Genomic DNA, 19685 nt, shown 5'->3' with positions numbered 1-19685 from the left:
TTCCCGGGGAACGGAAATGCCACAGCGGACAGCGCCGGGCGTGAGTCCAGCCTCCGACCTTCAAATCAACAGCCGCCGGAAATCGGCGTACAAGCCCGACCGATCCGGAGGGGCACGCTCTGTTTCCACATACACAGGCCCGGCGAGGCGGGTCGGCATGGAGTCCTGGAATGTCACAGGGATCGTTTCCCAAACGCCATCTGCGGAAGGGATATGGATGGGGGTATGCTTGTCGGCATTGGGCAGGAGCTTTGCGGAAGCCATGCAATCCGGTTCCGTGGGCTTGTGCTTTTCCTTTTTCGCACAGCAGCTTTTCGGCTCCGCCGGGCAGTCATCCGCACCCTGCACAAACTCCATGTTCATGGTGCAGAAATATCGCTGCACACCAGCCAGCGGCAGAACCGCAGACATGGCCGCAAACAATATGACTGAGAAACAACGCATCGCGATGTGGCCAAGATACTCCTTTGCTCCGTTTCCGCAAGGGTGGAGGTTTCGCAAGGATTTCATCCATGGCCGGGACGCTTCGGCCTCGGCCGGATCAGCCCTACCATTTGGAATTCAAGGAATCAGGCCAGGGCGCAGGCCAGGCGGATCGCGGCGATCATGGAGTCGGGGGTCGCATGGCCTTTCCCGGCGATGGAAAAGGCGGTGCCATGATCCGGGCTGGTGCGGGGCTTGGGCAGGCCAAGGGTGGCGTTCACCGCCTCGTCGAAATCTAACAACTTTAACGGGATCAGCCCCTGGTCGTGATACATCGCCAGGACGGCATCGAATTTCCCCTGCGCCGCATCGCGGAAAATCGCATCCGGCACATGCGGCCCGGTGAAGGCGGCGAGGCCTGTCGCATTGAGCGCGGCGACGGCGGGCACAATGACGGCCTTTTCCTCGCTGCCGAAGGCTCCGTTCTCCCCGGCGTGGGGATTGAGCCCGCAGACAGCGATGTGCGGTGATCTCATGCCTTTTTTCCGCAGGAAATCCGCCGTCAGGCAGCCGATCCGGATGATGGCCTTCTCCGTAAGAAGCCGCGGCACATCGGCGAGTGAATTGTGGATTGTCGCCAGGCCGACGGTAAGGGTCGGGCCGGTGAGCAGCATCCCGTAGTCTTCGCAGCCGAACGCGTCCGCATAAAATTCCGTCTGGCCGGGAAAGGGAAATCCGACGGATTGCAAACCCTCCTTGGAGACCGGCCCAGTGACTACGGCGGCGGCATCCGTTTCCCGGAGAAGGCGGACACTTTCATGGAGAGCATCAAGCGCGGCCTGCGCGGACTCACGGGTCGGCCTGCCCGGCACCCCTGCGGACCTGTCCCCGATCACACGGAAATCGAAGCCTCCGGGAAGCTTGCCGGAAGCCAGGGCGGCATCGATGACTTCCGGGCCTATCCCGGCGGGATCACCGAGCGTGATGAGGATTTCCGGCATGGGATGGATATGAAGCCTGTGGGGCGGCGGGTCAAGGAGGGGCTGCATCCAGTGGCCAGGTGCGTGGTGAAATCGCCGGGCATACCGCCCCTCCTTGTTGCCTTGCCAGGTGACGAGCCAGCCCGGAAACTCTCCCGCGATGTTGAGCGAGGCAACCAAAGACCGTTTCGGAGGGATCGCGCGGCTCTACGGGGTGCGTGCGCTGCAGAACTTCGTGGCGGCGCGGGTCGTCGTCGTCGGGATCGGCGGGGTGGGATCGTGGACCGTCGAGGCGCTGGCGCGATCCGGTATCGGGAAAATCCGCATGGTGGATCTCGATGAAATCTGCATCACCAACGTCAACCGGCAGCTCCACGCGATGGACGGCCAGATCGGCCGTCAGAAAACCGCAGCCATGGCCGAGCGGGTGCGGGCGATCAACCCCGCCTGCGAACTCGAGGTGATCGAAGGTTTTTTCACTGAACGCTCCGTGGAGCAAGTGCTCGGCGGCGGGGTGGACGGTGTGATCGATGCGATCGACTCAATGAAACACAAGGCCTTGCTCATCGCGGAATGCAAGCGGCGCGGCCTACCCCTCGTCACCTGCGGCGGAGCCGGCGGCAAGCGCGATGCGACAAGGATCTCGGTGCGCGACCTGGCATTCTGCGGCAAGGACGCCCTCCTCCACCAGCTCCGCAAAACCCTCCGCAAGGATCATGGTTTCCCGCCCGTCCCGATGGGCTCGAAGCCGGAACCCATGGGCATCCCGGCCGTTTTTTCCGACGAATCCCCCGTCTATCCCGGCAGCGACGGGGAGGTTTCCTGCGCCCGCCCCGAAGACGCCGACATGCGCCTCAACTGCGCCACCGGCTACGGCACCGCCACCCACGTCACCGCCACCTTCGGGGTCGTCGCTGCGGGTGCGATGCTGGAGGTGCTTGGGGAGAAGTAGGCAGGGATTCTGTGCGACTCAAGAGGATGGATGACCGGTGCCGAATACAACGCACTATTTTCCGGAGCGACGAGAATTGATCGGATCGCCAGGAATCCCTGCAATCACAATTGCGATAACGGCTAGGCTTTCTTTACGACGAGCCTTGCGGCGGTCGCGAGAGAGCCGATGAGCATGAGGGTGATGAGCGATGCGGCGAAGGCTTTGGGTTCGCCATCGGCGAATTTCTGCCAGCTGGCGAAGGATCGCCATGAGAATACCGCACAGAGCAGGAGGGTGGTGGCGAGCGCGGCCCACTTCGCGAAGCCCAGGCCCTTGAGCAGGAGGAAGCCCCAGATGGCCGAAAGCGCCCCGAAAACAGAGCCGGAAATCAGCGCGGTCTTGGCCGCCGCCGGATTCGACAGGTAGCCTGCCAGGCCGCAGAGAAAGAGGAACGCGGCGTAACCGAAGAGCCATTTTGAATGTGTCATGCAGGAACCATATTTCGTGAAACAGTTTTCCGCAACCGTTTCAGGGGGAAATTATCCCGGATGATCGGCTTCGGCACTCCACCCGGACTGCCGGAAGGCGGCTGATCACCTCAGCTCCCCGCCGACCATCGCCTGGTAGGTCGGGTCGAGGTCGCGCAGCTCCTCATGGCTGCCGTCGCTGACGATGCGCCCTTCCTTGAAAACAAGGATCCGGTCGGCGATGCGGATCGTGCTGAAGCGGTGCGCGATGATCAGCGTGGTGCGGCCTTTCACCAGCTCCGCGAGCGCCTGCTGGACGGCCGCCTCGCTCTCCGTGTCCAGCGCGCTCGTCGCCTCGTCGAGGATCAGGATGGGCGCGTCCTTCAGGAAGGCCCGGGCGATGGCGATGCGCTGCCTCTGCCCGCCGGACAGCAGGTCCCCGCGCTCGCCCACCTGGGTCTCGTAGCCTTCCGGCTGGGCCATGATGAAATCGTGCGCGTAGGCCTTTTTCGCCGCCGCCTCGATCTCGGCGCGGCTGGCTTCCGTTTTCCCGATCCGGATGTTCTCCTCCAGGCCCCGAGGAACAGCGGCAGGCATCCTGCGGACGACGGCGATCCGGTCGCGAAGGTCGTGCTTGAGGAAATCCCGGATCGGGATGCCATCGAGACGGATCTCGCCTTGCTGCGGATCGTAGAAGCGCGGCACCAGGTGCGCGAAGGTCGTCTTGCCCGCGCCGCTCGGGCCGACCAGCGCCACGACCTGCCCGGCCGGGATCTCCAGGCTCACCTCATGGAGCACGGGGTGCTCGCCGTAGGCGAAGGTGACCCCGTGGAAGGAGATCCCCTCCCGCGGGGACGGGCAGGGCCGCGGGTCGGCCGGGTTCGCGATCGCGTCGTCGCAGTGCAGGATGTGTTCGATCCGGTCCACCGAGGCCTTGCCCTGCTGGAAGAGGGAGTGGATGTTGCCGAGCTTCTTGATCGGCTCGTAGGACATGTAGAGCGCCATCCCCAGGGCCAGGAAGCCCTCGAGGGTCATCCCCGCGCGCACGCCGAAGTAGAGCGCCGCCGCGAAGCCCGCCGCGGCGACCACCTCGATGGAGGGCGAGATGAGCTGGCGGTATTTCACCACCTTCATGCCGAGCCGGAAGATCTCCGCCACCTTCTTGCGGAAAGCCGCGTTACGGCTCCTGGAGGTTGTAGGCGCGGATCTCCAGCGCGGACTGGAGGCTCTCGGAAAGCGATGCGGTGAGATCCCCCCCCCGCTCCTGCAGCGCCGTCGCGCGCCGCGTGAGCTTTTTGCCCGCGGAGCGTATCAGCACGATGCACAGCGGCACCGTCAGCAGCGCGATGAGGGCGATGAAGAAACTGCGGTATCATGGTAGGCGAGCACGCCCACCGCGCCTAGCGCGAAGAGCAGCGTCGCGGGCTGCTTGATGAGGTCGCTCGACGCCTGCGCGATGACACCCTGGAGCATCTGGGTGTCGTTCATCAGCCGCGCCAGCAGGTCGCCGGACTTGTTGCGCCTGAAGAAGGCGAGCGGCAGCCCCTGGAGCTTGACGAAGAGGTCGGTGCGGATCGACTCCACCACCCGCATGCCGACGTGCTGGATGAAATACGCGTTGGCATAGCCGGCCAGCGCCCGCACCAGGAAAACCCCGGGGATCCATAGGCAGGTGTAGATGAGCAGTTCGTCGCGCGAGAGCGCCCCGAGCCTGGAGGCGAGCCAGTCGAGATACCATTCCGATTCCCCGCCGCCCTCGTTGAAAAGCACCGGGAAGACGACCTTGGTCATCAGCGGCAGCCCCGCGCCGGATGCGGCGGCATAGACCAGGCCGGCGAAAACCCCGATGAGGAAGTGCCACTTCACTTCCAGAAGGTGGCGGTAGTATGGCAGGAATTTCTTCAAGGGCTGGCCGGAAGTCTTCCCCGCATGCCCGCAAGGGGCAAGCTGGGAATGGGGGGGCGCATTTGCAGGATCTGCTGACGCGGCATCACATCTCCAGCATCAGCCGGTGCGGTGCTTCCAGGGCGTCCTTGATGCGGATGAGGAAGGTGACAGCCTCTTTTCCATCCACGATTCGGTGGTCGTAGCTGAGGGCGAGATACATCATCGGGCGGATGACGACCTGGCCGTTGAGGGCGACGGGACGCTGCTGGATCGTGTGCATGCCGAGGATGCCGCTCTGGGGCGGGTTGAGGATGGGCGTGCTGAGTAGCGAGCCGTAGGTGCCGCCGTTCGAGATCGTGAAGACGCCGCCCTGGAGATCCTCGATGGCGATTTTGCCTTCCTTGCCCTTTTTCGCGTAGTCGAGGATGTCCTGCTCGATGCGGGCGAAGGATTTCCCGTCGCAATCGCGGAGCACGGGGACGATGAGGCCTTTGTCGGTGCCGATGGCGACGCCGATGTCGTAGAAGTGGTTCTCGATCACATCCGTGCCATCGATGCGGGCGTTGATGGAGGGCACGTCCTTGAGCGCCTGGGTGACGGCTTTCACGAAAAAGGACATGAAGCCGAGCTTCACGCCGTGCTTCTTGAGGAAATCCTCCTGCACGCTTTTGCGGAGCTCCATGACGGCGGTCATATCGACCTCGTTGAAGGTGGTGAGGATGGCGGCGGTCTGCTGGGCGTTGACGAGATGGGTCGCGATCTTGCGGCGCAGCATCGACATCTTTTTGCGCGTGGTGCGGCCTTCGGTGACGGGTGCGGAGGGTTTTTCCACGGCGGCGGGCGCGGAGATGACGGCAAGATCAGGTTTGGGGCGAGGGGTTTCGGCGGCGGCCGGCTTTTCCGGGGCTGCGGCGGGTGCCGGGACCGGAGCTGCACTTTCCTTCGCCGCTCCGGGATCGATGCGGGCGATGACCTTGCCGATGGCGACCTCCTCGCCTTCCGGGATGAGGATGCGGAGGGTGCCTGCGACGGGGGCTTCGAGTTCGTTGGAAACCTTGTCGGTTTCCAGGGTGACGAGGATCTCGCCTTTCTCGACATGATCCCCGTCCTTCTTGCGCCATGCGGCGACATTGGCGGAAGTGATGGATTCGCCGGCCGCGGGGACGGCGATGTCAACGGGGCTGCCGGATGGGGCGGATTCGGCGGCGGACTGATACTCCGCAGCATCTTTTTTTCCGGATGCCGGTGCGGCGGGCTTTTCCTCGGCGGCAGGGGCGGTGGCACCGGAGCTTTCGAGTTTCCCGATCACCGTGCCGATCGCGACCTCCTCGCCTTCCTGGACGATGATTTCGAGCACACCGTCGGCCTCGGCCTCAAGCTCGTTGGAGACCTTGTCGGTTTCCAGGCTGGCGAGCGGCTCGCCCTTTTTGACGGAGTCCCCGTTGTTCTTGTACCACTTCGCGATGTTCGCGGAGGTGATGGATTCGCCGGCGGCGGGCACTTTGATGTCGATGGCCATGTTGGAATTCGGTTGAGGGGGAAATCAGATCTCGAAGGCTTTGGTGAGCAGGGCTTTCTGCTCGCGGTAATGCATCGCCTTGGAGCCGGCGGCAGGGCTGGAGCCGGGCTTGCGGCCTGCGTATCGGACGGCGGTGCCGAGGGTTTCCTGGAGGCGCGGCGCGATGTAGCTGTATGCGCCCATGTTCTGCGGCTCCTCCTGGCACCAGACGAATCCGGAAACCTCCGGGAACTGGCTCGCGAGGGCGGAGACGAGCTCGCCGTGGAAGGGGTAGAGCTGCTCGATGCGGATGATCGCGGTGTCTGTGATGCCCGCTTCCTTGCGGTGGGCGGCGAGGTCGTAGAAAACCTTTCCTGAGCAGAAGACAATGCGTTTCACATCGGCGGGGTTCTCAAACGCCATGATGTCCGGGAGGATTTCCTGGAAGCAGGTGCCCTCGAGGAAATCGGCTTCGGCCGAAACGGCCTCCGGCCTTCCGAGCAGGCTTTTCGGGGTCATCAGGATGAGCGGCTTGCGGAAATCGCGGTGCTTCTGGCGGCGCAGTGCGTGGAAGTATTGGGCCGGGGTGGTGAAGTTCCCGACGATCATGTTTTGCTCCGCGCAGAGCTGGAGGAAACGCTCGAGCCGGGCGCTGGAGTGCTCCGGGCCCATGCCCTCGTAGCCGTGGGGGAGGAGCATGACGAGATCGGACGGGGTCTGCCATTTCGATTCGGCGGAAGAAATGAACTGGTCGATGATGACCTGGGCGCCGTTGGAGAAATCCCCGAACTGCGCCTCCCACATCAGCAGCATGCTGGGGTAGGAGAGCGAGTATCCGTAGTCGAAACCAAGCACCGCGAACTCGGAGAGCAGGGAGTTATAGACGCAGAATTTCGCCTGGTCCGGGGCGAGGTTGTCCAGCGGGATGTAGCGCTCGCGCGTCTCGTAATCGTAGAACACCGCATGGCGCTGGGAGAAGGTTCCGCGGCGGCAGTCCTGGCCGGAAAGGCGGACTGGCGAGCCCTCCATGAGCAGAGAGCCGAAGGCAAGCGATTCCGCAAAAGCCCAATCGAAGGGGCCGGCGTTCTGGAGGGCTTCCACGCGGCGCGGGATGAAGCGCTTCTCGAGCGTGGGGTTGAGGTGGAAGGTTTCCGGGACGGTGGTGAGGGTTTTCCCGATGTGCTGGAGGCGCTCTCGGGTGATGCCGGTGGGCACCTGTGCGTGGGTGTAGGGCGGCTGGATGATGGCCGTCGATCCGCTGAACACCGTGCGGTCACCCGCCTCGCTCATCTCGACCATTTTCCTGTGGCCTTCCTCAAGCCGATCCCAGATCGCCTGCTCAAGGGCGTCGGCATCCGCCTGGGAGAGCACGCCGTCGGTGACGAGCTGGCGCTTGTAAACCTGCCCGAAGGTCTCGCGGGCGGCGATGTGCTTCGCCACAAGCGGCTGGGTGAAGGCCGCCTGATCCGCCTCATTGTGGCCTTGGCGGCGGTAGCAATACATGTCGATCACGATGTCGCGGCCGAACTTCTGGCGGAACTCCAGGGCGAATTTCGCGGCCCAGAAAAGCTCCATGGGTTCCTCGCCGTTGACGTGGAGGATGGGAGCCTCGATCATTTTCGCGACGTCCGTCGCGTAGGCGGAGGAGCGGGCGTCGGCAGGCATCGTGGTGAAGCCGATCTGGTTGTTGATGATGAGGTGGATCGTCCCGCCGGTGCGGTATCCGGGGAGCTGGGAAAGGTTCAGCACCTCCGCGACCGAGCCCTGGCCCGCGAATGCGGCGTCGCCGTGGATGAGGATGGGAAGGACGCGCTTGCGGTCGGTGGATACGCCGTCGTCGCCGATCACGCGCTGGCGGGCGCGGGCCTTGCCTTCGACCACGGCGTTGACCGCCTCAAGGTGGCTCGGGTTCGCGGCGAGGCTGACGCGGACGTTGCCCTCGGGGAACTCGCGGACGCTCTCGTAGCCGAGGTGGTATTTCACGTCGCCATCGCCCGCGACGAGGCCGGGCTCGTAGTCCGGGGTGAATTCGTAGAGCAGGGTGGTGAGGGATTTGCGGACGAAATTCGCCAGCACGTTGAGGCGGCCGCGGTGGGCCATGCCCATCTCGATCTCCAGCACGCCCTGCTTCGGGCAGGTCTCCAAAATGGCGTTGAGCACGACCATCGCGCCCTCGCCGCCCTCCAGCGAGAAGCGTTTCTCACCGAGGAATTTCTTCGCGAGAAAATTCTCGAAGGACTCCGCCTCAAGCAGCCAGCGCAGTGATTTCACCTGCATCTCCATGGTTTTCTCCGCACCCTTCGAGCCGTGCTGCTCGATCCGCTCGCGCACCCAGTGGCGCACGGTGGTGTTGTGGATGTGCATGAACTCGAAGCCGATCTTGCCCGAGTAGGTGGCCTTGAGCGCTGCGACCATGTTGCGCAGTTTCATCTTCGCGCCGCGGAAGAAGAAGGGGTTCGAGGCCTCGCGCTCCATCTCCGCCTCGGTGAAATTGTATTCGCTCAGGGACAGGCGGGGGTTGACCTCCGGCTTGTTGTCGAGCGGGTTGATCTGCGCCTGGGTGTGGCCGAGCGTGCGGTAGTTATAGACCAGGCCGACGACCTTGCCGTTGAACTCCAGGTCGGCCACTGTCTGCGGCTGTGTGCCCGACTCCTGCGGCTCGCCCTTGGCCTTCGCCTGCGAGACGCCCAGCTCGAAGCCCTCGAAGAACGCAGACCACGTCGCCTCCACCGAGCGAGCGTCCTCGCACCAAAGGGCGTATTTTTCGTCGAGGAGATCCGCGTTGAGCCGTGCCGAAACCGATGAATTCATGTGCTTTTTTGCCTTGGGGGCGTGAGTGGGCTGAGGAAATCTCCCCCGCCCGGCTGCGCGCAGGGAGTAGTTAATGGTCTCGCAGGCTTGCGTCAACCTTTGCGGGGTGGAAATATCCATCCACCCGCCAGCCCATGATCGAAGCCACCAACCTCTCCAAGCGCTACGGCCGCCACCTCGCCGTCCGTGATGTCTCATTCTCCGTGGCGCGCGGTGAGATCGTAGGTTTCCTGGGGCCGAACGGGGCCGGGAAAACCACCACGCTGCGGATGCTCACCGGCTACCTGCCCCCATCCGGCGGCTCCGCCCGCATCGCGGATTTCGATATCTTCCGCCAATCCATCGAGGCGCGGAAACGCATCGGCTACATGCCGGAGAACGTGCCGCTCTACGATGACATGCGGGTCCGCGAATACCTCTCCTTCCGCGCCCGCATCAAGGGGCTTTCCAATTCCGACGCCCGCCGCCGGGTCTCCCATGTGATCGACACCTGCGGGCTGGAGGGGGTCCGCAGGAAAATGATCAAAACCCTCTCGAAGGGCTACCGACAGCGGGTCGGGCTCGCCGACGCGCTGGTGCACCAGCCCGACCTGCTCATCCTCGACGAGCCGACCAACGGACTCGACCCCATCCAGATCCGCCAGATCCGCGAGCTCATCAAGCACCTCTCGCTCAACCATACGGTACTCATTTCCACCCACATCCTCAGCGAGGTGGAAATGATCGCCAACCGTGTCATCATCATCGACGGGGGGAAAATCAAGGCCGCCGACACCCCGCAGAACCTCATCTCCGAGATGCGCGCCGCAGGGCGCGTGCAGGTGGAGCTGGAAGCCGCCGCCGAGACCGCCCTGCCTATCCTCTCGGATCTGCCCAACGTGAAAAAGGTCACCGCCGAGGAACTCGGGGACGGCTGGATCCGCTGCACCCTCTGGTCGGATTCCGGCACGGACACCCGCCAATCCATTTCAACCATCGCCGCGCACAACAACTGGCCGCTGCGCTCCCTCTTCCGCCACGAGGCCACGCTGGAGGATGTCTTTGTGGAGCTTACGCGGAAGGATTGAGCAGGCGGGGGGGGGAAACAATCCAAACGGAATGGCTGGCAGCCCTGACAAATCGGAAACGGGCGGTGGCCGCTGGGAACTCGCGGCGCACCTGGTGCGGGAGCGGCGGCTGGGGCTGGCCATGCTCGGTGGCGGGCTGCTCTATTTCCTGATCGCCGCCCTCGGGTGGAATCCGCTGCCCTGCCCCTTCCTGCAACTGACCGGAAAGCCCTGCCCGGGCTGCGGGATGACACGCTCATGCTTTGCCTTCCTGCGGGGTGACTTCGCGGATGTCTGGCGCCTGAATCCCTTCGGCCCGGTGTTTGCGGTGTTCTGGGCGGTGGTTGGCTTCGGGGTGGCGCTGCCGCAACCGTGGCGCGGGGTTTTTGTGGGAAAGCTCGGGCGTTTCGAGGAACGGACGCGCTGGGCGGCATGGTTTGGCGGAGGGCTGGCGATCTATGGCTTGACCCGATGGTCCGGACTCTGGTAATGAGACGGTGGAAACGGAAAAGGTTTTTCCGTTTCCAGACTTATCAAACCAAAACGAAACCACCATCATGTCACAACTCCTCATAATCCTGGGCTTCGCCTTGCTCGCCGTAGCGGTCATCGGCGCTATCGTTTGCTGGATCATGGTTCTCATCAAGATGTTCCAAAACGAAAAGCCGCTGATCGGAATCCTCGGGATTCTCTGCAGCCTGTGGGCGTTCATCTGGGGCTGGATGAAAACCGGCACCCTCGGCACCAAGAAGATCATGATGATCTGGAGCGCCTGCATCGTCCTTGCAATCGTCGGCCAGGTAATGTCCGGCATCGGGGTTGCCGCGCAAATCGAAAACGGATCGATCCAGGCGCCCCCACCCGCGGGATCCTACTAGGACTCTGCTGGCGCGGCGCCAGCCCTGGCTGCCCGCCGCGCCTTCCCCAGCCCGGGATCTTCAGCGCCTGCCGAGCGGCTCCGGCCGGGTGTCCGCGCCGGGCGGGATGGGCAGGGCGAGCGAAAGACAGATGGCTCTGACGAGCGGCGGGTGGATGGAAACGTTTTTCCCGAGGCTGTACGGATCGGCGGGGGCTGCCTGCTTTTCCTTGTCGAGCATCGCGGAGACCGAGGCGTGCATGTCGTTCACCGGGATGGAGTGTGCGGCCATGACCTTGGCGGCGATGGCGTTATAGGCGACCTCTGAGCCGGGTTCGTAGAGGCCGTTCGAGCCGCCGCGGATGGGGGTGGTGCTGGCCCAAACGAGTTTTGCGCGGGTGGACTTCAGGCGTTCCACGATGGCGGTGAGCTTCGCTTCGTATTCGGCGGGGCCGGTGGCGGGGATGCCGCCTGCTTTCCGGGGCATGACGCGGAAGGATTTCATGCCGGGGGCGCGGTGGACGAGATCGCCGAGGCCGTAGTTGAAATGGATGAGATCCCATTTCCCGTCGCCCAGCAATTCGTCGAGGCTGGCGAGAGCTGTGGTGGTATTGAAGGCCTCGGGGTTGTTTGGGCGGACGATCTCAACGATGCCCTTGAGCAGGTTCGCCGCCTGCTGGGAAGGCTGCATGTATATGCTGTCCCCCAGGATGAGCACACGCGGTGGCGCTGCGGCGGAGGGCAGGAGCAGGGCGAGGAATGCGATCGCGAGGCGTTTCATGCGCGCAGGACGGTCATTTCCCCGGTGCTGTCGGCGAAGCTTTTCACGGGGACATCGACGGCGTTGAGCATGGAGACGAAGAGGTTGGACATCGGCACATTCTTGTCGCCGCTGAAGTCATGGAGGTTGCCATGCCGGAAGCCGAGCTTGCTACCGCCCGCGAGCTGGAGCGGGTAGTTCCGGGTGGAGTGGGAGGCGTGCGGGTGGGAGGAACCCCAGAGGACGCAGGTGCGGTCGAGCATGTTGCCATCGCCTTCCGGGGTGTCGCGGAGGCGCTGGAGGAAATAGGCGTGCTGCTCGGCGCGCCATTTGTCCCAGAGGCCGGAGAAACCGTCGGGGCGCTTGTGGGCGATGTCGTGGGTGGCGCCCTTGTAGCCGAGGGCGTAGGTGGCGTAGTTCCACATCTCGCTGTCATTGGAGCTTTCGCTCTCCAGCATGAGGGTGGCAAAGCGGGTGGAATCCGTCTGGAAGGCGAGATAGACGAGGTCGTACATGCAGCGGATGTATTCCTGCGGATCCTTGTGGGAGACCTCGAGGTTCAGGCCTTTCGTATCGACTTTTGCGAGCGGCTGGTGGGTCCATTCGCTGGTGCGCTCGACGCGCTTCTCGAGGGCGCGGATGGAATCGAGGTATTCCTCTACCTTGCCCTGATCCTCGTGGCCGAGGCGGTTCCTGAAGCTGCGGCTGTTTTCACCGAGCAGATCGAGGATGCTGGCATCGCGCTTGAGGCCAGCGCGGACCTGCTCGACGCCTTTCCCGGCGTATGGGTTGAAAAGGCCGTTGAAAATTTCCTGCGGTTTGTTGAGGGTGGGGATGGGGCTGCCCGGGCCACGGTGCGAGAGGGTCTTCGACCTGCCGTAGGAGCCGGTCCCGCCCTCCGTGCCGAGGACAAGGGATGGGTAGCGGGTGTTGTGGCCCTGTGCCTCGGCAGCGACCTGGTCGATGGAGATGGCGTTGGTTTTCTGTGTCCCCACCATATCGGCGCCGGTGGCGAAGACATCTCCGGAGCTGTGCCCGCCCAGGGCCCAGCCGCCCTTGTGATCGAGTCCGCGGAGGTAGGAGATGTCGTCCTTGAGCCCGGCGAAGGGCGCGGAGGATTTGTTGAAAGTGAGCGGGCCGGCCTCCTTGCAGGGGAACCAGTTCCAATCGTGGTGGGGTTTGTCGGAGGGCACTCCGGTGGGGCTGTCCGGCATGTAGGCACCGTAGGCGAAGTAGCTGACCAGCATGCGCTTGGGCATGGCCCGGGCGGCTGTGGCGGTGGTCGCGCCGAGCGCACGGCCCATGCCGTTGAGGAATGGGAGGGCGAGGGCGATGCCGCCGCCCTTGAGGAGTTCGCGGCGGTTCAGGTGCCAGGATTTGTGTTTCATGGTATTCTTATTGGTTGGCGCCCCGGAAGACGGGGCTTTGGCAGATCGCGACGATCATGTCCTGCATGGGGTAGCCGCTTTGCTTGGATTTCGTGAGAATTTTCTCAACCGCGAAGCGATCTCGGACCCCGAGTTCGCGGCCGATGCCGTAGGTCAGCAGGCGGCGCAGCACGTTCCTGGCCACATCGTCCTTGCGCTCCTTGATGAGGAATTGCTTGAGGCCGGACATGTCCGTGACCTCCGGGCCGTAGGGGACGCGGGCGGTGGCATCGACCTCAACGGTGCAGATCGAATCCAGGTATTCCCGGTAGCCCTTGAGATCCATGTCCTGCTCTTTCTGAAAACCCCTCACCCGGACGCCGTCCTTGGGCACCATGGGCTGGTATTGGCCGATGGCGTTGTATTGCTCGAAAGGGATGCCCCACGGATCGAGGCGCGCGTGGCAGTCGTTGCAGCTTTCCTGGGTGCGGTGCCGGGCGAGCAGGTCCTTGATGCTCAGGGCGTGCTCGGCGGACTCGCCGGCGGTATCGGTGAGGGACGGGATATCGGCGGGGGGCGGCGCGACCTCGTCGCCGAGAATGGCCTCGCGCAGCCAGACGGCGCGGTAGATCGGGTGCGGGGCGGAGCCGGTGCCGTTGCCGACAAGGACGGAACCATGGGTGAGCAAGCCGCCGAGGTGGTGCTCCGGTTTCAATGGCACAGGGCGGAACCAGTTGCCCTCCACTCCCTCGACCCCGTAGTGGGCGGCCAGCGGCTGGTTGAGCATCGCGTAATCGGAATGGACGAAGTCGAGCGCACTGGCGTTGCGGCGGATGACCTCGGCGACGAAGTGCACCGTCTCGTCGGTCATGTGGTCGCGTATCGTGGGGCGGTATGGCTCCTCTGTCCCCGCCCGCTCGCCGGCCGGGACGTAGTAGAGAAAGCGCGGAAAGAGATCCCGGTTGATCGGGACGGTTTTCATTTTATCAAGGCTCATCCACTGGATCGTGAAATTGCGCACGAAAGCTTCCGAGCGCCCGTCGGCGAGCAAACGCCGCACCTGCTCCGCGATCACCGCCTCGTCATCCAGTTTCCCCTGTGCGGCGAGTCCCAGCAGGGTTTCGTCCGGCATGCTGCCCCAGAGGAAATAGGACAGCGCGGAGGCCAGTTCGTATTGCTGCGTGACCAGCTTGCCGTCCGCCACGGTGTGCAGCAGGAACTGAGGCGTGATCAGCACCATGGAAAGCGTTTCGCGCATGGTGGCTTCCAGCGTCCCGAGCTCCGGCCTGAGCAGTGCGTAGATCTGCACGAAGCGGTCGATTTCCTCGACGCTTGCGGGGCGGCGGAAGGCGCGAGAGAGGAAGCGCCTGAGCACCTCCCGCACGTAGGCGTCCGGATCGGTCTCGCGCAGGGTGGAGTCGAACAGGATCTGCCTGTGGTGTTCCGGCGGCCAGGTGCCGGTCAGCGGCCCCTCGAACTCGATCCAGCTCACCACCGCGCGCGGCATCTCCATCCGGCGCGGCCAGTGGAGAAAGCGGTTCTCATCGTTGAGTGTCCCGTCGTCGTAGAGGTTCTGCGCGGTGATCGTCATCGTGTCGGTGACCTCACCGGTTCTCCTGTCTTTCACCGGCCTGGGCGGGAAGTTCTCGATGCGCCCGGTGAACTCGAAGATCTTCGGGTCGTCCGGGAAATTCCGCAGCAGGGCGGTGCCGATGGGCTCCATCAACAGGGTGGACTGGTTCTCGTTGAGGTTGTAGCCCATCACGAGCCGTAGCGGCATCTCCCCGATGCCTTCCGGCAGGATCGCGGATGCCTGGACGCGGACGCGGAATTCGCCTGTTTTCGGAAAGCCCCGCAAGCCCATGCCGAGACCGGGCGATCCGCGGCTGCCCGGACTCCAGAGAGCCACCTCATCGTTGCCAGAGCCCTTTTCCGCCCCCGTCCCATCCCACTCCTGGCGGGTCTTGAAAACCTCGGGCTTTTCCGCATCGACGATCGCGCTGGCCATCGCGCGGCGGGCGGCGGCGAGGTATTTGTCGATCTGCTCCGGCCCGAGCAGCATGAACTCGGCGGTGTTGTTGGAAACGTAGGGTTTGACCGGATCCTGTGGCAGGTCGTCGATCAGGTTGAGGCGGAATCCTAGCAGGTCTGCCATTGTGTTCCCGTATTCGAAGTTCGTAAGCCGCCGCGCGGTGGGGGCGGATTCCACGGCCACGGGTTTTGCGGTCGCGCTGCGCAGGCCGGCCTCGATCCATGCGACCACCGCCGCGCGCTCCCCATCGGAGGGCTGCGGCTCGTCCTCCGGCGGCATCTCGCCGCTTTCCAACATGTCGAGCACGTCCTCCCAGCGATCCAGCCCCCCGCCCGTGGCGAGGTCTCCGTGGATGTCGTGGAGGGTGACCTTGCCCTTCTTTTTCTCGGCGCCGTGGCAGGCGACGCAGTTTTTTTCCAGGAAAGGCGCGACCGTTTCCCGGAATCCGGATTCGCCCGGATTGATGGCGGCAAGGGAAATGCCCGGCGCGAACAGGATCGCGGGGAAAAGCAAGCGGGCGGAGGGGGTCATGGGATGCGGAGTGCCCCGACAGGGCAGAGGGCTAGGGATACGGGGATGGGCGCCGGATTTTTCAGGGGAACCGTGTTGGGGCGGATCCGCGCCGTGCCACTCCGGGCGGCTTGGCAAAGGGCCTTTCCCGGAAAAATGCTCCCAATGGGCACGCGGATGGCTTTCCCTTCCGGCGGATGGATGCACTTCTGCTTGCCGTGGCGTTTTTCTTCGGGCTGCTAGCGCAACAGCTGCGGCTGCCGCCGCTTGTCGGCTTCCTGGTGTCCGGCTTCGTGCTGCAAGCCTTCGGGCATTTACGGTGAGACACTCGGCACGATCGCGGAGCTTGGTGTGACCCTGATGCTCTTCACCATCGGGGTGAAGCTGCGTGTCCGCACCCTCGCCCAGCCGGAGATCTGGGCCGGGACATCCCTGCACACGCTCTCGGTGGTGCTTGTCTTTGCGCTGGCCTTGCTCGGCGTGGGGACTTTCGCAGGGCAGGCTGTGGGGATGGATTGGCGGACGGCGCTCCTGCTGGCCTTCGCGCTGAGTTTTTCCAGCACCGTCTTCGCGGTGAAAAGCCTCACGGAAAGCGGCGACATGGGGGCGATGCACGGGCGCGCCGCCATCGGCATCCTCATCATGCAGGACATCCTGGCGGTGCTTTTCCTGACCTTCTCCACCGGCAAGATCCCCTCCATCTGGTCGCTCGCCCTGCTCGCCGCGCTGCTCTTCGGCAGGAAATGGCTGGGCGCACTGATCGGCCGCTCGGGTCACGGCGAAATGGTCACGCTGTGCGGGCTTTTCCTTGCGCTGGTGCTCGGTGCGAAAGGCTTTGAGAGCGTCGGGCTCAAGGCGGATCTCGGTGCGCTTTTCGTGGGCGTGCTTGTCGGCTCCCACCCGAAGGCGAAGGAAGTCAGCAAGTCGCTGATGGGGATCACAGACCTGCTGCTCGTCGGATTTTTCCTCCAGATCGGGCTGGAGGGCTCGATGACCACCCAGGGGCTGCTTTGGGCGCTTTTCCTCATCGCCCTGCTGCCGCTCAAGGGGCTGGCGTTTTTCGGGATCCTCACCCGCTTCCGCCTCCGCGCCCGCACCTCATGGATGGCCGGGCTCACGCTCTCCACCTACAGCGAGTTCGGACTCATCGTCATCGCCCTCGCCGTAGGCAAGGGCTGGCTTTCCTCCGAATGGCTGGTGGCGATGGCGATGGCGCTTTCGTTCAGCATCCTGCTCATCTCACCCCTGAGCCGCCGCGCGGAGGAACTCTACGATCCCATCAGCGATTTCCTGAAACGCTTCGAGACAAGGGGCCGCCACCCCGGCGACCTCCCCATCCGGACCAATGGCGAACGCATCGCCATCTTCGGCATGGGTCGCATGGGGCTGTCCGCCTACCAGAGCCTCGGTGCGCGTTTCCCCGGCCAGGTGATCGGCTTCGACCGCGATCCGGCGGCGGTGGAGATCCACCGCCTTGCAGACCGCAATGTCCACCTTGCGGATGCGACGGACTCGGACTTCTGGGAGCGCGTCCGTGTCCGCGAAAACATCGACCTGGTGGTGCTGGCGATGCCGAAACATTCCTCGAACATCCAGGCTGCCCGCACCTTGAAACGCCATAACTTCGAGGGCGTGGTCACCGCCACCGGGAAATTCGACGACGAGGTGAAGCAGCTCCGCGACCTGGGGCTGGATACGGCTTTCAACATCTACTCGGAAGCCGGATCCGGCTTCGCCGAGCATGTCTTTTGCGTCTTTTCCCAGCAGCGCCCGGATCTCGCGAACGCCTGGAAGAAAAAGACCCTGCCCAACGACGAGAACAAGATCACCTGGCCGCGCAGCCCCAAGGCGGCGGACTGATGCTCAGGGCTGGGGTTTCCCCTCCCCGCCCAGGTTCACCTTGAGCTCGAAAAGGTCGCGCCGCCTGTCCATGAGCGGGGTGACGGAGCCGGCCTCGCGGGAGCGGTAGAGGTCGTTGATGTCGAGATCCGTCACCAGCATCGTCTCGACGTTCGGATCCGCCTCCGCCTGGATGCCATCGCGGGCGAACTCGAAGTCCGAAGGGGTGTAAACCGCCGCCCGCCCGTAGTGGATGTCCATGGCGGGGACGTCCGGCAAATTCCCGACCACCCCGGCCGTCACCACATAGATCTGGTTCTCGATCGCCCGAGCCGCGGCGCATTTCGTGACACGCAGGTAGCCTTGGCGGTTGTCCGTGCAGTAGGGCACGAAAAGGATTTCCACCCCCTGCTCGGCGAGATACCTCGCCGCCTCGGGGAACTCCACGTCATAGCAGATCAGGATGCCGATTTTCGCCAGCGGAGTCTGGATCACCAACAGCTCGTTGCCGCCGGTGATGCCCCACCAGGTCGTTTCGCTCGGCGTGATGTGCAGCTTGGGCTGGGAAACGAATGTCCCGTCGGGGCGGAAAACCATCGCCTCGTTCTGCAGGCGGCCATCCTCCTGCAAGACCGGGTGCGATCCCGCGATGAGGTGCAGCCCCTGCTCGCGTGCCAGCGTGGACATCAGGTCGCGGAACCTGTCCGTGAGCGCGGCGAGTTTCCTGATGCCCTCGCGCGAGCCGTAGGGCTGCATTGCGGAGAGCAGTTGCACGGAGAAAAACTCCGGGAACAGCACGTAATCCGCGCCGTAGTCCTCCCCGGCCGTCTCCACGAAATAACGCACCTGCGCCGCGAACTCATCGAAATCCGAGATCCTGCGCATCTGGTATTGCACGCAGGCGACGCGCACCTTCCTGTCCTCGCCCTCGCTGCGCTGGTAGTCCGGGTTGAGCCACTCGATGAGCGAGGCATAATTCCGGCTCTTCGGATCGCGGATGTAATTGGGCATCACATCGCGCACCACGAAGCCCTCCTTGAGCTGGAAGCCCAGCACCGGATCCTTCGCAAGCCCGTCCTGCACCGCATACACATATTCCTCCGGCGTGTAGCGGTCGCTGAAATTCTCGTAGTTCGAGAGCCTGCCGCCCGCGAGGATGCGGCGCAGGTTCAGCCGCTTGCAAAGCTCCCTGCGTATCGCATACATGACCGCACCTATCCCCTGCCCGCGCTCCGAGGGATCCACATAGATCTCGGCCCCGTAGAGGGTGTCGCCCTGCGGGTCGTGGTTGAAGAAATAGCCGTCGTCGGTGATCCCGTAGTAGGTGTGGCGGCGCAGCGGATCGAGCCCGAGGGTCACGATCAGGCTGGCGGAAGCCGCGATGATTTCCCCATCCCTCTCCATCACCACCTGCCCGTCCGCGAAAACCTGGAGCTGCGAGCGGAGCTGGTCCTCGCGCCATGCCTCGTCCTCCTCCATCATGCCCGGGAAGCAGCGCTCGTGCAGGGCTATCATCGCCGCAAAATCCTCCTCACGCGGCGTCCTCGCCACGTACTTCGCACCCCTGATCTCATATTCGCGCATGTCCATGGCGGGACTTTCCACACACCCTGGCCCGCGGTAAAGCATTCATGTCCATCATCCCTGCGGCGGCTGAGGTGGCGGAATTCTTCCCATCGGTCACACCCCCATCAGATTAGTGCCCCGAATCAAGGGGCGGATCCAATCGGGCGGGTCTGAAAAGGGCCTATCCAGCCCCCCCGGCCGAAACACACCAGATTCTCTTCGGACACCCCCCTTTCCATCGCCCTCAGGTTCGGCCCGGCCGCTGCTTCGGGAGCCACCCGCGAAAGCAAATTCCTTGCAGTCAGTGAACAAAGATGGTCCTACCCGTATCCGCTGCTTCCGATAGGGTAGCAGACAGTGAAAGTCCTCAGATCTACCAGTGTGGCCCTTTCTCTTATCGGCCTGGGCGCCTGCAATATCTACCTGAAAGATATGGTCGATGGCTCACCCTACGAGCGGTCTTATGATGAGGCTTACAAGCAGGCGATCGCCGAGGGCATGAGCCACGGATCCGCGCACCGCCGCGCCCTGCTCGCCGGAGGTTCGAACTATAACGAGGTTTGGAAAGCACGCAGGGAGAAGGAGCGCGAGGATGAAGAATGGGACGAGTTCATGGGAGCGGACTCGTCGGACGACGTAAAGCTCAGGTGGGACTAGCCATGGGATCCGAGACGGCAAAAAGGAGTTTGATCCTCCCGGTGAATTTTAT

18 protein-coding genes are annotated in these 19685 nt (G+C 63.8%); 6 read left to right on the top strand and 12 right to left on the bottom strand.

All coding sequences use genetic code 11. The annotated features are described in order from the left end of the window. Window positions 1-60: 60 nt before the first annotated feature. Together HZ994_12920 and pdxA are read right to left on the bottom strand one after the other, a co-directional pair. Entirely contained in the window at window positions 61-411 is a 351-nt protein-coding gene (locus HZ994_12920; protein ID QTN33177.1) for a hypothetical protein, read from the bottom strand. A 158-nt stretch (window positions 412-569) separates the two neighbouring features. Further along, complete coding sequence (pdxA, locus tag HZ994_12915) at window positions 570-1424, bottom strand: 4-hydroxythreonine-4-phosphate dehydrogenase PdxA (GenBank protein QTN33176.1); 855 nt, start codon at window positions 1422-1424, stop codon at window positions 570-572. 139 nt (window positions 1425-1563) lie between these two features. On the opposite strand from pdxA, the gene HZ994_12910 reads away from it, so the two are divergent. Then, complete coding sequence (locus HZ994_12910) at window positions 1564-2355, top strand: tRNA threonylcarbamoyladenosine dehydratase (GenBank protein QTN33175.1); 792 nt, start codon at window positions 1564-1566, stop codon at window positions 2353-2355. A 122-nt stretch (window positions 2356-2477) separates the two neighbouring features. On the opposite strand, the gene HZ994_12905 is transcribed toward HZ994_12910, so the two are convergent. The 6 genes from HZ994_12905 to HZ994_12880 form a co-directional block, all read right to left on the bottom strand. Next, a complete protein-coding gene (locus tag HZ994_12905) occupies window positions 2478-2825 on the bottom strand; it encodes a hypothetical protein (GenBank protein QTN33174.1) in 348 nt (115 codons plus the stop codon). 105 nt (window positions 2826-2930) lie between these two features. Next, window positions 2931-3962, bottom strand: a complete 1032-nt coding sequence (locus HZ994_12900) for an ATP-binding cassette domain-containing protein (GenBank protein QTN33173.1) — start codon at window positions 3960-3962, stop codon at window positions 2931-2933. Between the two features lie 19 nt (window positions 3963-3981). After that, a complete protein-coding gene (locus HZ994_12895; protein ID QTN33172.1) occupies window positions 3982-4137 on the bottom strand; it encodes a hypothetical protein in 156 nt (51 codons plus the stop codon). Window positions 4138-4139: 2 nt separating this feature from the next. After that, window positions 4140-4709 (bottom strand): hypothetical protein, encoded by a 570-nt coding sequence (locus tag HZ994_12890; GenBank protein ID QTN33171.1) that lies wholly within the window; start codon window positions 4707-4709, stop codon window positions 4140-4142. A gap of 85 nt (window positions 4710-4794) precedes the next feature. Continuing rightward, window positions 4795-6210: a dihydrolipoyllysine-residue succinyltransferase gene (sucB, locus tag HZ994_12885; protein ID QTN33170.1), complete on the bottom strand. Its 1416-nt coding sequence runs from the start codon at window positions 6208-6210 to the stop codon at window positions 4795-4797. Window positions 6211-6234: 24 nt separating this feature from the next. Further along, the gene (locus HZ994_12880) at window positions 6235-9000 is read right to left on the bottom strand and encodes a 2-oxoglutarate dehydrogenase E1 component (protein ID QTN33169.1); all 2766 of its coding nucleotides are present in this window, start codon (window positions 8998-9000) and stop codon (window positions 6235-6237) included. A 134-nt stretch (window positions 9001-9134) separates the two neighbouring features. Here HZ994_12880 and HZ994_12875 point away from each other — a divergent pair, with 134 nt between their 5' ends. The 3 genes from HZ994_12875 to HZ994_12865 all read left to right on the top strand — a co-directional run bounded on the left by HZ994_12875 (window position 9135) and on the right by HZ994_12865 (window position 10924). Continuing rightward, window positions 9135-10067, top strand: coding sequence for an ABC transporter ATP-binding protein (locus tag HZ994_12875; GenBank protein QTN33168.1), 933 nt, complete (start codon window positions 9135-9137; stop codon window positions 10065-10067). Between the two features lie 31 nt (window positions 10068-10098). Next, window positions 10099-10536 (top strand): DUF2752 domain-containing protein, encoded by a 438-nt coding sequence (locus HZ994_12870; GenBank protein QTN33167.1) that lies wholly within the window; start codon window positions 10099-10101, stop codon window positions 10534-10536. 67 nt (window positions 10537-10603) lie between these two features. Beyond that, window positions 10604-10924 carry a hypothetical protein gene (locus HZ994_12865; protein ID QTN33166.1) on the top strand — a complete coding sequence of 107 codons (321 nt, stop codon included), beginning with the start codon at window positions 10604-10606 and terminating at the stop codon, window positions 10922-10924. 60 nt (window positions 10925-10984) lie between these two features. Here the strand turns inward: HZ994_12865 and HZ994_12860 are convergent, their stop codons facing one another. The 3 genes from HZ994_12860 to HZ994_12850 are packed head-to-tail and all read right to left on the bottom strand — an operon-like array spanning window position 10985 to window position 15592. Next, window positions 10985-11683, bottom strand: a complete 699-nt coding sequence (locus HZ994_12860) for an SGNH/GDSL hydrolase family protein (protein QTN33165.1) — start codon at window positions 11681-11683, stop codon at window positions 10985-10987. Then, the gene (locus tag HZ994_12855; protein ID QTN33164.1) at window positions 11680-13050 is read right to left on the bottom strand and encodes a DUF1552 domain-containing protein; all 1371 of its coding nucleotides are present in this window, start codon (window positions 13048-13050) and stop codon (window positions 11680-11682) included. Before HZ994_12855 ends, HZ994_12860 begins: the two co-directional genes overlap by 4 nt. Window positions 13051-13057: 7 nt before the next feature. Next, window positions 13058-15592 carry a DUF1592 domain-containing protein gene (locus HZ994_12850; GenBank protein QTN33163.1) on the bottom strand — a complete coding sequence of 845 codons (2535 nt, stop codon included), beginning with the start codon at window positions 15590-15592 and terminating at the stop codon, window positions 13058-13060. A 339-nt stretch (window positions 15593-15931) separates the two neighbouring features. On the opposite strand from HZ994_12850, the gene HZ994_12845 reads away from it, so the two are divergent. Then, window positions 15932-17431 carry a cation:proton antiporter gene (locus HZ994_12845; protein QTN33162.1) on the top strand — a complete coding sequence of 500 codons (1500 nt, stop codon included), beginning with the start codon at window positions 15932-15934 and terminating at the stop codon, window positions 17429-17431. A 3-nt stretch (window positions 17432-17434) separates the two neighbouring features. On the opposite strand, the gene HZ994_12840 is transcribed toward HZ994_12845, so the two are convergent. After that, window positions 17435-19000: a GNAT family N-acetyltransferase gene (locus HZ994_12840; protein ID QTN33161.1), complete on the bottom strand. Its 1566-nt coding sequence runs from the start codon at window positions 18998-19000 to the stop codon at window positions 17435-17437. A gap of 357 nt (window positions 19001-19357) precedes the next feature. Here HZ994_12840 and HZ994_12835 point away from each other — a divergent pair, with 357 nt between their 5' ends. Beyond that, window positions 19358-19633 carry a hypothetical protein gene (locus HZ994_12835; GenBank protein ID QTN33160.1) on the top strand — a complete coding sequence of 92 codons (276 nt, stop codon included), beginning with the start codon at window positions 19358-19360 and terminating at the stop codon, window positions 19631-19633. The last annotated feature ends 52 nt before the right edge of the window (window positions 19634-19685 follow it).

The organism is Akkermansiaceae bacterium, assembly GCA_017798145.1.
Taxonomy (GTDB): Bacteria; Verrucomicrobiota; Verrucomicrobiia; order Verrucomicrobiales; family Akkermansiaceae; genus Luteolibacter.
This window is presented reverse-complemented; position numbering and strand designations above follow the sequence as displayed.